Below are 13,018 nucleotides of genomic sequence, written 5' to 3'. Positions count from 1 at the left end.
TAGCAACCTCGGCGCTTCGCTCAATCCTACTACGTTGGAGATTGGCGAAAGCCGGGATGACATCCGATCTCCCCCCTCGTGGGGGAGATGTCCGGCAGGACAGAGGGGGGCGCGAAGGAACGCAACGGTCGGAATATTTCTGCCATGCCGCGCGACCGTAGCCTACCTCCGGCCTCGGCACCCTTCCTCGGCTTCGCCCGACTGCTGCGCCAGTACGGTTTCGCCATTGCCCCCGAACAAGCCTCCGGCTTCATGCAGGCGATAACCTTGCTTGGCCCCCGCTCGATGGCCGATATCCGCGAGGCGGCCCTTGCCACGTTGGCGCCGCCGCCGGATCGCCGCGACGAATTCGAGGCGCATTTCCAAAGCCATTTCTACGGCAACACGTCAGCCGTTGTCGAAGGCGACGCCGACGACGAGACCCGCATCAAGGATGATGGCGGCGCCGACGACGAACGGATCGAAGCCGAGCAGCAACAAGAAGGCGGCGAACTGTCCTCGGCGCTGGAGCAGTTGAGCACCCGCGACTTCCAACGCGACGATGACAGGCTGACCGCCTTTCACCGCCAACTGTCATCCGCGCTCCCCGCGCGCCGCTCGTTCCGCACGGTGCGCACCCATTCACGCGGCAAGCTCGACCTGCGCCGCTCGCTCAGGGAAATCGTCAGCGCCGATGGCGATGTCCCCTCGCCGCTGCTGCGCCGCCGCCAGACCGTGCCGCGCAAGCTGCTGATCCTCATCGACGTTTCAGGCTCGATGAAGTTGCACACAGCGGACTATCTCAAGCTGGCGCATGCCGCCGTTCAGGGTGCTGACCGGGCAGAAATATTCACCTTCGGCACGCGTCTGACCCGCATCACCACGGCGTTGCGCGTCCGCGACCGGGACCAGGCGCTGGCGCGCGCGGCCGCCCAGGTCGACGACTGGGACGGAGGCACCCGCATGGGGCCGACGCTGCTTGCCTTCCTCTCCGTGCCGCGTTTCTCCTCCTTTGCGCGCGGTGCGGCCGTCGTCATCCTGTCCGACGCGCTGGAGCGCGGCGATCATGCCGAACTGGAAACGGCCATCCGCCGGCTGAGCGCCCGCGCCTTCCGGCTGTCGCTGGCGACCCCTTTGGCCGGCGACCCGCGCTTCCGGCCGGAGACCGCCGCGCTCAGTGCCATCCTGCCAGTGCTTGACGATCTGGTCGACGGCTCGTCACTTGCCGGTCTCACCGATTTCATCCTGTCGCTTGCCCGCCCCGCGCCCGTGGCGGCGGCAATCTGGAAGAGGGTATCGTGATGCAAAAAGCCATCGACGCGCATTTCCACATCTGGCGCCAGCAGGACCAGCCCTGGCTGGTCGGGCCGATGGTGCCGCGCATCTTCGGCCCTTACGAGCCGATCCGCCGCGATTATCCGATCGGGGAGTTTCTCGCCGACCAGCAGGGTTCCGGCGTAGAAAAAGCGGTCTATGTCCAGACCAACTGGGCCAAGGAGGATTTCGAAAAGGAAGTCGCCTTCCTGCAGAAAACGGCAGATGAAACCGGCTGGCCGCACGCCATCGTCGGCTATGCCGACATGACGGTCGACGATGTCAGGTCTCAGATCGACCGCTTGAAAAAATATCCGCTGCTGCGCGGCGTGCGCATGCAGCTGCACTGGCACGAGACGCCGGCCTTCCGCTTCGCCGCCTCGGCCGACCAGGTGATCGACCCGAGAGTGCGCGCCAATGTCGCGCGGCTGAAAGATTACGACCTGTCCTTCGACCTGCAGCTCTTCCCCGCCCAGATGAAGGACGGACTGGCGCTGGTCGGCGAGAATCCGCAAACCAAATTCATCCTCACCCATGCCGGCATGCTGACCGGCATGGACACGGAAACCACCGAGGCCTGGAAGGCCGGCCTGCGCACGCTGTCGGCTGCGCCCAATTTCTATGCCAAGCTCTCCGGTCTCGGCACTTTCGTCCACCGCAACGACCCGGCTCTCATCGCCTATATCGTCGACAACGCGATCGACATTCTCGGAACCGATCACCTGATGTTCGGCTCGAACTTCCCGATCGAAAAGCTGTGGACCAGCCACGCCGAACTGATCAAGGCGCACCGCGATGCGGTGGCGAAGCACGGTCCGGCCGCCGAGACGGATATCTTCTGGAATACGGCGGAGCGGGTGTATCGGCCGGTTTAACGCAGCGGTCTTCCTTCTCCCCTTGTTGTGGGAGAAGGAAAGAGCCGCCGTGCTTCCTTATTGCGTGGGCAGCATGCCTTCGACGTCGCTTGCAGCGTCGCCGAGCGCCTCCCTGGGCGTTGCCGACTGGTCGACGATCCGCGACAGATTGTCTACGATGGTCTGTGTCACCTTCACACCGTTGGTGCCGGGGAAAGCATACCACGGAACCATCAGCGGCATTTGGCTCAGACCAGCCTGGAACAGCGGGTTCTTCTTGTAGAAATCGCCGAGATATTCCGGCGATTTCGCCGCCAGTTCGTTGTTGGGGACATAGCCCGTGCCGGGCACGACGACCGACGCGCCATAAGGGCCAGCGGCGAACTTCGCGAACTTCCAGGCGGCGTCCTGCTTGGCCGCGTCCTTGGTCAGGATGACCACGGCGTTGCCGCCGGTCGGCAGATGGCCGTTGACCGGATCGATCAGCGGGATCTTGGCCGTGCGCAGCGTGAACTTGTCGCCGACATTCTTGATGGTGTTGACCAGGGCGCCGGTGGTCTGGAATTCGAAGCCGACCTTGCCGGCCGCGAACGCTTGCTCGCCAGCCGGCTTGGTGAAGACCGGCATGCCGCCCTCCTTCACCATCCGCTCCAGGATCTCGACGGCCTTCTCGCCTTCCGGCCCATTGAAGGCGACCTTGCTTTCGTCCTCGTTCAGCATCTTGCCGCCGGCGCCGAACAGCAGCGCCGAAAACATCCAGTCGTCGCCCTGCCAGCGGAAGTCGATGCCGTCGACGCCATTGCCGAGCGCCTTGATCTTGCCGCCGAGCGCGATCACCTCGTCCCAGGTCTTGGGCGGGTTGTCCGGATCGCCGCCGGCGGCCTTCACCAGGTCGGCATTGTAATACATGATCGGGTTCGAGGTGGCGAAGGCGAGGCCGACCTGCTTGCCGTTGACTTGCGCCAGCTTCAGGATCGTGTCGGAGAAACCGAGTTCCGCCATGTTGCCTTCCTTCTTGACCAGCGGGCCAAGATCGACGGCAACGTCGCGCTCGTTCAGCATGCGCAGGCGATTGAGGCCGATGAAGGTGATGTCGGGCATCTCGTCGGTGCCGGCCTGGCGAAGGATGGTCTGGATGCCTTCCTCATAGGTGGCGGACGGGCTGGCGAACTGGATCTTGATGTCGGGGTTTTCTGCCATGAACTTCTTCGAGATCGTGTCCATCACGTTCTTGAAGAAGCCGGGCATCGGATAATGAACCGTCAGCGTCGTGTCGGCATAGGCCGGAAGGGCGAAGGTCAGCGAGACCGCCGCCGCAAGAATCCTGGGAAGTTGCTTCATGTGCTCGTGCTCCTGGTTCGACCCGGTCAGCCTTTGAGACCGGTCATGGTGATGCCTTCGACGAAGCGCTTCTGTGCGAACAGGAAGGCGACGACGAGTGGGAGGGTGATGATCAGCGTTGCGGCCATCAGTGCGCCGTAGTCGTCGCCGGCCTCCGCGGCGCGGAAATACATCAGGCCGAGCGGCGGCGTGGCGTAGGCCTGCTTGCTGACGACGATCAGCGGCCAGTAGAGATCGTTCCAGTGCGCGACCACCGAGAAGATCGCGAAGGCGGTGACGGCCGGCCAGGCGTTGGGGACGATGACGCGCGCGACGATGCCGAGTTCTGACATGCCGTCGAGCCGCGCCGCGTGGATGAGATCGTCGGGCATGGCGCGGAAGAACTGCAGGAACATGAAGATCGCGAACACCGAAATGGTGAAAGGCGCCACCAGCGATGTGTAGTTGTTCAACAGCGACATCCGGTCGAAGGCGACATAGAGCGGCAGCGCCGTGGCGTGGATCGGCACCAGCAGGCCGAGCATGACCAGCACCATCATCAATCGCGCCGCGCGGAATTTCAGCTTGGCCATGGCGTAGGCGCAAGGGATGGCGACCAGCACCTGAAAGAAGAAGATCAGGCCGCACACGATGACGCCGTTCCACAGCAGCGTTGCCATCGGCACCTTGGCAAACGCCTTGGCGAAATTCTCGGCGAAGTAGAAATGCTCGGGGATGAGCGACAGCGACGAGGTGAAGATGTCGCTCTGCGTCTTGCCCGCCGTCGAGATCATGAAGATATAGGGGGCAAGGATCATCAGCGCGCCGAGCGAAAGCAGCGCGAAGCGGATGAGGCGGCCGGCCGGGATGCTGGTCATGTGTAGTGCACCCGTCGGTCGAGCACGCGATACTGGAGAAGCATCAGCACGACCAGGATCGCCAGGAAGACGACGGTCATCGCCGAGGCGTAGCCGACACGCAGATAGACGAAACCTTCCTGGTAGATGGTGAACAGCAGCACTTCCGACGCCTTGTTGGGGCCGCCATCGGTCAGCATCTTCACGGTCTCGAAAACCTTCACCGCATTGGTGATGCTGATGGTGACGACGAACAGCGTCGTCGGTCCGAGCATCGGCCAGGTGACCAGGAAGAACCGGTCGAGCGCCGATTTCGCGCCGTCGACGTGTGCGGCGGCATAGAGTTCGCGCGGGATAGCCGTCAGGCCCGCCAGGAACAGCACCATGTTGAAGCCCACCGACTGCCAGATGCCGATGATCGACAGGCTGTAGAGCACGGTGTTTGAGGCACCGAGCCAGTTCGGACCGGGAATGCCGGCGAGCGAAAGCAGCGCGTTGAGCGGCCCGATCGTCGGATGGAAGAGGTATTGCCAGACGGTCGCCATGGCGACGATCAGCGACGCCACCGGCAGGAAATAGACGGTGCGGAAGAAGCCGCGCGCACGCGGTTCGCCTTCGATCAGCAAGGCGACGCCGAGGCCGAGCATGATCGAGACCGGCGCCACGATCGCCGTATAGACCGATGTGTTCCACAATGATTTGCGGAAGGTTCGATCGGTGATCAGATGCGCGTAGTTCTCGAAGCCGACCAGGCGAAATTTGCCGTAGCCGAGTTCGAAATCGGTGAAGCCGAGGAAGATGACGGCAACCACCGGCAGCAGCACGAACAGCAGCAACAGCACGATCGCCGGAGCTGCCAGCAGCCAGGCGGTGCGGTCATCGCTGCGCCGATGAAGTGCCGCTGCATCCGAAGCGCGGCCCGCCAGCGCGACGCTAGACATGGGCCGGCTCCTGGCGTGCGGGCGCGGCGCTTGCCGTACGCAGCCGCCGTCCCTCCGGCCCGAAGACCATGGCCTGTTCGGGGGACAGAAGGATACCCACCGGCATTCCCGCAATCAGTTCCCTCGCCTCATGCGGCGCAAGCTTGGCGATGACGACGTCGCCGGAAGCGTCGAGCCGGCAATGGGCAATGACTTCCGACCCGAGGAATTCCAGGCGCTCGATGCGTCCGGCAAGCCCGCTCCGGCCGCTGGGCGACAGCTTGACGAATTCAGGCCGGATGCCGAGGCTGACCGGGCCGTTCGCCACTTTCTCCAGCAGGGCAAGCCGGATGCCCGAGAAATCGACGCGGCCATTCTCGGCGAGCGCCGAGATGATGTTGATCCTCGGCTGGCCGACGAAGCGGGCGACCTCGATATGAGCGGGATCGTTGTAGATCGCCTCGGGCGCGGCGAGTTGCAGCAGATTGCCGCCGATCATCACCGCCACGCGGTCGGCCATCGACAGCGCCTCCGCCTGGTCATGCGTCACATAGAGCGTCGGCACGCCGGCGCGCCGGTGCAGTTCGACGATCTCGCCACGGGCATGGACGCGCAGATTGGCGTCGAGGTTGGACAGAGGTTCGTCCATCAGGAAGATGCTGGGATGGCGCACCATGGCGCGCGCCAGCGCGACGCGCTGCCGCTGCCCACCTGACATCTGACCAGGCTTGCGGTCGAGCAGATGATCGATCTTGAGCACCGTCGCCATCTCGCGGACATCGCGCGAAATCCCGGCCCGGATCTCCTTCTGGCCCGGCAGGGCCGAGCCGACCAGCGGCAGGCGCTGTGTCCGGCTCAACCGCTTCATGGCCAGCGGAACGGCAATGTTCTGGCCGGCCGTCAGATGCGGATAGAGCGCGTAGGACTGGAACACCATGGCGATGTTGCGATCGGCCGCGGCGACCGCCGACATGTCCTTGCCGCCAACGAAGATCTCGCCGCTGTCGGCATGATCGAGCCCAGCAAGGATGCGCAGCAAGGTGCTCTTGCCGCAGCCCGAGGGGCCGACGAGAGCGATGAACTCGCCCGCTTCGGCATCGAGGCTGACGCCGTTCAGGACGGCGTTGCCGCCAAAGGCCTTGTTCAGGCCGCGAAGCGAGAGCGCGCTCATGACGCGACCTTCCCGCGGACCTTGTGCGCCTCGTGCGGGTAGACCTCCTCGACCACGTCATCGAGGACATGGACGGTCATGCCGGGAATTGCGACGATCTCGCTGGTGACCGTGTCGCCGAACTCAAGCACGACGGCGCCGAGCAACCGCTCGCCCGGCATGTCGCGCTCCATGTCCCCGACGACGAAGGCAGCCGACGGACCCCATATCAGCGAAGTGTTTTGGTATTTGCCTTGCCATGCCCGGTGCAAGTGCCCGCTGGCGAACAGCGCGACATCATGGGCGGCGATCAGATCGTAGAGACGCTGCCGCTGTGCCGGGCGGATGCTCCAGTAACCGGTGTCGCCCTCGCCCGGCTCATCGATGAACAAGGGCTTGTGGGCGAAGAGCGCGGCGCGCCGGCCGCCTCGGCTTTCCAGCGCCGCGCGCAGCCATTCGAACTGGTTCTCTTCGTCGGCATCATCAAAGCCCATCAGCAAGCTGTCGAGGCCGATGAGCCGCCAGTTTCCGGCGTCCTCCACCCAGTAGTCAGGCCCAACCAGCCGGCGCCAGTGCTCGAGACGTTCCGCATTGACCGGCTGCAAGGAGCCGGGCAGATGGCCGACATCGTGATTGCCGGGCACAAGCAGCATCGGGACTGAGATTTCCCGCATCAGGTCCATGCAGAAGCTGATGTCGGCATCCTTGTCTGCGCCATCGACGCTGAGATCGCCGGTATGGATGACGAGGTTCGCAGCGCTCTGCTCGATCCAGGCGGCGAGCGGCTGCCAATTGCCGTTGAAATGCGGCTTGGTCGGGCTGAAATGGGTATCGGTGATCTGGACGATTTTCATGCCGGCTCCATTGCGAGAGCCGGCTGCCGGAAAACCACCGAGCGACCTCGCGTGTGGCTTCCTTAGTGCCGTTACATGTCACTTCCTTAACAGCGTGGGGACAAATGTGCGCGGCGCGCCGATAGGCCGGCTAGCCGCCGGCGCGGTTCAGCGCTCGATAGAACTACCGAACCGCTCTAACTCTTTGTTTTTGCGTAATTTCAGATGGAAGGCCGCTATGCGCGTTTCCCGGAACGGCTCTAGCTTTTCACCTCGAATTGCGGATCGACTGGAATCTGCATCGCCGTAACCAGATGATTGGTCTGGCCGGCGAGCCCGATGATCGACACCAGCTCGCCGTGCTGCGCGTCGGTCATGCCCTTGGCGCGCGCCGCCGCCGTGTGCGAGTGGACGCAGTAGGAGCAGCCATTGGCCGTCGACACCGCGATGTAGATCATTTCCTTGGTCAGCGGATCGATGGCGCTGTCCGCCACCATCACAGCCTTCAACTGTTCCCAGATCCGCTTCAGCGCCGCCGGATCATTGGCCAGCCCACGCCAGAAATTGTTGACGAAATCCGATTTGCGCGTCGCCCTGATGTCGTCGAACACCGCCTTCACCGCCGGGATTTTCTCGACCTCGGCATCGCTGAGGAGCTTTGTGGTGGCCATGATCGGGTCCTTTCGTTTGGATGAATAAGGTCGTTGAAACAAGTTTCGAGCAAATGCGGCGGCTAACCAACTTTTTTGACTCGGTTTTTGGCGCTCAATGGCGTGGCGCCTTGAAGGTTGGCCGAAGCACTTAAACTTCGTCATCCCTGGGCGAAGCAGGCGCGAAGCGCCGTCGCGGAGACCCTGGGATCCATGCCGCGACTTTCACCGTAGAGTGCAGCGGAGCCAAATCCTGCACCATAGCAGCGCTTCTGAGTCTCGGCATGGATCCTCGGGTCTGCGCCGCGTCGCTACGCTCCTTGCTCCGCCCGTGGATGACGAAATGACGGATGCCTCGACTAGCCTCCGGTGTTCGATCCAATGGTGCGATCATCCACCTTGTCTCGCCACCTAATGCACCGCCGCGTACATGATCCTCTCCTCCGTCGCCTCCGCCGGTGAAAACTCCTCGACGATGCGCCCTTGCCGGCAAACCAAAATGCGATCCGACAGGTTCATGATCTCAGGCAGGTAGGACGAGATGACGACCACCGCCAGCCCCTCATCCACCAGCCGGTTGATGATCTGGTGGATCTCGGCGATCGCGCCGACGTCGACGCCGCGCGTCGGTTCGTCGAAGATGACGATGCGCGGCTTCTGCACCAGCCCCTTGCCGATCACCACCTTCTGCTGGTTGCCGCCGGACAGTTCGACGACGCGCGCATTGTCGTTGATCGCCTTGATGTTCAGCGTCTTGGTCCATTCCGCCGAAAGCTGCCGCAACTCCTGCTGGTTGATCACCCAGGCCTGTTCGCGGCCCGCCGCCAGCAGCCCGCCGAACAGGTTCTCGGCGATGCCCATCGTCTCGAAGATGCCTTCGCTCTTGCGGTCCTCGGTGACATAGACAATGCCGTCGGCCACCGCTTGGCTCGGCACGAGATAGCGCACCGGCCTGTCGTCCAGTTCGATCGCACCGCCGCGCAAAAAATCGCGCTTGTAGATGCCCGACACGATCTTGAACGTCTCGGTGCGGCCCGAGCCGATCAGGCCGAACACGCCGGTGATCTGGCCCTCGAAGATCGAGAAGGAATTGTTGCGCACGACGTTGCTCATCGAAATGTCCTGCACCGACAGCACTTTCTTGCCGGCCTTGCGCAGCCTGGCCTCATCGCGCTGGCGGTAGATCTGGCCCGACAGCGTGCGCCCGACCATGGCGGCGACGATCTTGTCGCGGTCGAAGGCCGACGTGTCGTCGGTGATGACCAGCTCGCCGTCGCGCAGGATGGTGATGCGGTCGGCAATCATCAATGCCTCTTCCAGCGCGTGGCTGATGAAGACGATCGAGACACCGTTCGCCTTCAGCCGCCGGATCAGTGCGAAGAAATGCCGCTTCTCCTCCGGCGTCAGCGTCGCTGTCGGTTCGTCGAAGATGATGATCTCGGCATTGTGGTGCACGGCGCGCGCGATCTCGACCATCTGCCGCTTGGCGGCGCCCAGCGTCGCCACCATGGCGTTCGGATCGACCGGAAAATTCAGCGACTGCAGGAACTGCTGTGCTGAAATATACGTGCCGCGCAGCCGGTTGAGGAATTTTTCAGTACCGAGATAGAGGTTCTGCGCCACCGTCATCGACGGCACCAGGCTGGTCTCCTGGAACACCATGGCAATGCCCGCTTCGAGCGCGGCATGCGGTGAGGCGTAGGCGATCTCCTGGCCCTTATGGAACATCTTGCCCGAGGTGGCATCGACCACTCCGGCGATGATCTTGGTCAGCGTCGACTTGCCGGCACCGTTCTCGCCGAGCAGCGCATGGATTTCGCCCTTGCGTAGCTCGAAGGTGACGTTCTTCACCGCGGGCACGCCGCGGTAATTCTTGGTGACGTTCTCGAGGCGAACTATCGGTTGCATCAGAAACCTCCCGAGGCAAGGTCGACGGCCAGCACGCAGTCGCCGCCCTTCGAGGCGATCAACAGCCCGCCGTCCCTTTCCGCCACGCTGCAGATGCCGTGGCGCGTGCCGTTGGCGCGGCTGTGCAGGCTGAACTGCGGCTGCATGTTTTGATCGAGCCTGACCACCAGCCCGTAGGAGCGGCTCGGCGACCACGGCTTGTGGATGCCCATGGTTCGGATGCCGCCGCATTGCAGCGGCTCGAGGAAGCTGCGGTTTGAGGCCAACGCCGGCGCGATCCAGTAGGCCGGCGGCACCTGTCCGATCATGTCCTGGCGATAGTGCGTTTCCTGCAGCACGAATTCGATCAGCCGGTTGCGCGGCGCGAACAGGGCCAGCCACGCGCCACCATCGCCGGCCGGCGACAGCCGCGCGGGATAACCGGGCAGATGCGTCAGCACGGTCGAGCGATCGCCGGTCGTGCCATCGAAACGGACGAGCTGGTGGCGCCAGCTCTCGCTCACCAGCACGTCCCTACCGAGGGGATGGAGCCCGTAAGGGAACGCAATGTCGCCGGCCAGCTTGCTGAACTCACCGCCTGCCGCATCCCGCTTCCAAAGCGAACCGGAGGCGCCCTTCTTCATCAGATCGGCGGCCCATTGCGACGGCGTGTGCTCGGCCGACCCATTAGCCAGCCAAAGCCCGCCGTCCTCGGCATAGGCAAGAGCGGTGATGCAACGGATTCCGGCTGGCAGCGACACCTCCCTGGCCGCGATGAACAGCTTGCCGCTCTCCAGCGCTACCGTGAGTTCGCCTGAAGGCGACAGCGACAGCGCCGTGACAGGAGACGGAAAGGTCTCGACCACGGCGGGTTCCACACCGACAGCAATCCCAAGGACGGCGTTGCCGCTTGAGGCGAGCAGCCGGCCACCGGCAACCAGCAGATTGTCGGGCTCGGTCAGTTCGGCGAAAGCCGACGCATCATCGAGCCGCGTGTTCGGCCGGAAGGCGCCGTCGAGCGGCGGGATGGTCACTGCCTTGCCGCGAAACATATCCAGGATCGGATCGAGGATCATGGTTGCGCCCCCCAATAGGAAGCGGGGCTGGTCCAGTTCGGGTCGGCACCCCTGATCTTGTAGCGGCCGATGCGGTTGTTGAGGATGCCGCCGACGAACAGATATCCCTTGTGCTCGCGCATCGAGGTGACCATCGGGTGCGCGCCGCCCGTCAAGTCGCCCATCGCCTCGACGATGCCGCCCTTCTCGTTGAATTTCACCACGCCGCCGGTGTTGATGTTGGGAAACAGCCATTCGTCCTGCGGCAGCCGGCGCGTCATGCGCTTGCGCATGTCGGGATGGCGCAGCGAGAGGTCGAAGCTCGGCGTGCGCATACCCAGCCACGCCATCCAGTAATTGCCGTCCGAGGCCCGGTTGATGTTGTCAGGATACCCCGGCATGTCGCGGATGACACATTCGGCGGTGCCCGCCTTCGGCCCTTCCAGCCAGTAGCGATGCACGCGGCAGGCCCAGCTTTCGGCGAAGAACAGCGACTTGCCGTCATGCGCCATGCACACACCATTGGTGTAGCGATAGCCGTCGAGCAGCGTCCTGGTCGACCCGTCCCTGGGGTCGTAGACCAGCAGCCGTCCGGTGGCGCGGTTCTCGATCGAGTCCAGCGCCCAGTCATGGGCGTCGTAGCGCTTGGTCGAGTCCGTAAAATAGATGCGCCCGTCCGGAGCGATGTCGCAATCATTGGGATCGCGCAGCCGTGCATCGTCGACGATCGAGGTCCAGGAACGCGACGTCTCGGCCGACAGACGCTTCACCTCGCGCTCAGGCGACACGGAATAGAGTCCCATCGCGCCAACGCAGCTGATGAGATTGCCTGATTTGTCGAAGGCGAGCCCCAGCGGAAAGCCGCCAATATGGGCGAACACTTCCGACCTGACATAATCGGGCGCGAAGAAGCGGACGATCTCGCCATGGCGGGTGCCGCAATAGAGATTGTCGTCGCGGTCGAGGATGACGTCTTCAGGCCCCTCCAGTTCGCCAAGCCCGATATGGTCGGCTGAAGACAACCGGTTGTCGAGCGCGTAAGGCGTGCCGGAGCCCGGCACCGCGGACTGTGTTTCGCCCATCTTGAGATAGACCGGCGCGACATAGACCTCGTTCAGCACCTTGTGGCGGTTCTTCAGCCAGCGGATGTCGATGGTCACAGCCACCGCAAGCATGATGCCCAGAACCATCTGGTTGGTGCCGGTGCCGTAGCCGAGCCGGATCAGCCCGTTGGTCATGGTGAGCACAATGATGGCGCCCATCAGGCCCTTGATCACCGAACCGCGCCCGCCGCCGAGGCTGACGCCGCCGACCACCGCAGCGGTCAGCGCCATGATCTCCAGGTTGAGGCCGGTGCCCGGCCCCGCCCCGCTCAACCGGCAGGCGATGAGAAAGCCGCCGATCGAGGCGCAGAAGCCGGAAAAGACATAGGTCATGAACACGGTGCGGCGCACCCGGATGCCGGCATTGTGCGCCGAGCGGCGGGAACCGCCGACCGCCAGCACATGCCAGCCGGGCCGCGAGCGCGTCAGCGCGATATGGGTGACGATGGCGAGGATGATTGCCAGCCACACCGAGACCGAGAGCCCCCAGAAGGCGCTGTCGCCTATGAAATCGAGCACGTCAGACGTAGCGGTCGAAAGCTGCACATCGGCGGCATAGGTGGTGACCAGAATGTCGAACAGCGCCCGCCCGAAGATGAAGGTCACCAGCGTGGTGAGGAAGGCGCGCAGCCGGAGATAGCCGACGAGGTAGCCGTTTATCGCGCCGAACACGAGGCCGGTGGCGAGCGAGGCGGCCAGCGCCAGCCAGATCGACTGTTCCAGGATGAAGAAGACATAGACGGCGGAGAAACAGGACAGCGCGAAGATCGAACCGACCGAGAGATCGATGCCGCCGCCCAGCATCACCACGGTCATGCCGGTGACGACCATCGAGAACTCGCCGAGCTGGCGGGTCGATTCCTGCAGCGAGGAGAGCTTGAAGAAGCCCGGAATGATCGAGCCGAAGGTCGCCAATGTCACCACCAGCGCCAGGAAAGGAATGGCGTTGTCGGTCCAGCGCTTGGTCAGGATCTCGCCGACCAGATGGTCGGGCACGAGATTGTAGCGCCAGGACTGAAGGCGTTCGCGAAAGGTCATCGGCTGCTGCTATTCCATGAGAAAAAGGGCCGGGTTGTTCCCGAGGCATGGCTTCGGG

11 protein-coding genes are annotated in these 13,018 nt (G+C 63.6%); 2 read left to right on the top strand and 9 right to left on the bottom strand.

Annotated features, from left to right (window positions below):
- The first annotated feature begins 144 nt into the window (after positions 1–144).
- Both EN824_RS02865 and EN824_RS02860 read left to right on the top strand, forming a co-directional pair.
- On the top strand, positions 145–1,281 hold the full coding sequence (locus EN824_RS02865; protein WP_127278871.1) for a VWA domain-containing protein: 1,137 nt from the start codon (positions 145–147) through the stop codon (positions 1,279–1,281).
- Positions 1,281–2,168 carry an amidohydrolase gene (locus EN824_RS02860; RefSeq protein ID WP_189522120.1) on the top strand — a complete coding sequence of 296 codons (888 nt, stop codon included), beginning with the start codon at positions 1,281–1,283 and terminating at the stop codon, positions 2,166–2,168. Before EN824_RS02865 ends, EN824_RS02860 begins: the two co-directional genes overlap by 1 nt.
- 57 nt (positions 2,169–2,225) lie before the next feature.
- Here EN824_RS02860 and EN824_RS02855 read toward each other — a convergent pair whose 3' ends face one another.
- The 9 genes from EN824_RS02855 to EN824_RS02815 form a co-directional block, all read right to left on the bottom strand.
- On the bottom strand, positions 2,226–3,488 hold the full coding sequence (locus tag EN824_RS02855) for an ABC transporter substrate-binding protein (protein WP_127280744.1): 1,263 nt from the start codon (positions 3,486–3,488) through the stop codon (positions 2,226–2,228).
- A 26-nt stretch (positions 3,489–3,514) separates the two neighbouring features.
- On the bottom strand, positions 3,515–4,345 hold the full coding sequence (locus EN824_RS02850; RefSeq protein WP_135931871.1) for a carbohydrate ABC transporter permease: 831 nt from the start codon (positions 4,343–4,345) through the stop codon (positions 3,515–3,517).
- Positions 4,342–5,265, bottom strand: coding sequence for a sugar ABC transporter permease (locus EN824_RS02845; protein ID WP_127280742.1), 924 nt, complete (start codon positions 5,263–5,265; stop codon positions 4,342–4,344). Before EN824_RS02845 ends, EN824_RS02850 begins: the two co-directional genes overlap by 4 nt.
- Positions 5,258–6,415 carry an ABC transporter ATP-binding protein gene (locus tag EN824_RS02840; RefSeq protein ID WP_135931870.1) on the bottom strand — a complete coding sequence of 386 codons (1,158 nt, stop codon included), beginning with the start codon at positions 6,413–6,415 and terminating at the stop codon, positions 5,258–5,260. The genes EN824_RS02845 and EN824_RS02840 overlap by 8 nt, the downstream gene beginning before the upstream one ends.
- Positions 6,412–7,248 carry a metallophosphoesterase gene (locus tag EN824_RS02835; RefSeq protein WP_135931869.1) on the bottom strand — a complete coding sequence of 279 codons (837 nt, stop codon included), beginning with the start codon at positions 7,246–7,248 and terminating at the stop codon, positions 6,412–6,414. The genes EN824_RS02840 and EN824_RS02835 overlap by 4 nt, the downstream gene beginning before the upstream one ends.
- 239 nt (positions 7,249–7,487) lie before the next feature.
- On the bottom strand, positions 7,488–7,898 hold the full coding sequence (locus EN824_RS02830) for a carboxymuconolactone decarboxylase family protein (RefSeq protein WP_127278345.1): 411 nt from the start codon (positions 7,896–7,898) through the stop codon (positions 7,488–7,490).
- A gap of 390 nt (positions 7,899–8,288) precedes the next feature.
- Positions 8,289–9,785: a sugar ABC transporter ATP-binding protein gene (locus tag EN824_RS02825; RefSeq protein WP_127278344.1), complete on the bottom strand. Its 1,497-nt coding sequence runs from the start codon at positions 9,783–9,785 to the stop codon at positions 8,289–8,291.
- Positions 9,785–10,840 (bottom strand): hypothetical protein, encoded by a 1,056-nt coding sequence (locus EN824_RS02820; RefSeq protein ID WP_127278343.1) that lies wholly within the window; start codon positions 10,838–10,840, stop codon positions 9,785–9,787. Before EN824_RS02820 ends, EN824_RS02825 begins: the two co-directional genes overlap by 1 nt.
- A complete protein-coding gene (locus EN824_RS02815) occupies positions 10,837–12,960 on the bottom strand; it encodes an SMP-30/gluconolactonase/LRE family protein (RefSeq protein WP_127278342.1) in 2,124 nt (707 codons plus the stop codon). The genes EN824_RS02820 and EN824_RS02815 overlap by 4 nt, the downstream gene beginning before the upstream one ends.
- Positions 12,961–13,018 lie beyond the last annotated feature (58 nt).

Origin of the sequence: Mesorhizobium sp. M8A.F.Ca.ET.181.01.1.1 (assembly GCF_004792025.1) — a bacterium.
GTDB lineage: Bacteria > Pseudomonadota > Alphaproteobacteria > Rhizobiales > Rhizobiaceae > Mesorhizobium.
Note: the sequence above shows the minus strand (reverse complement) of the source record. Positions and strands in the feature narration are given on the sequence as shown.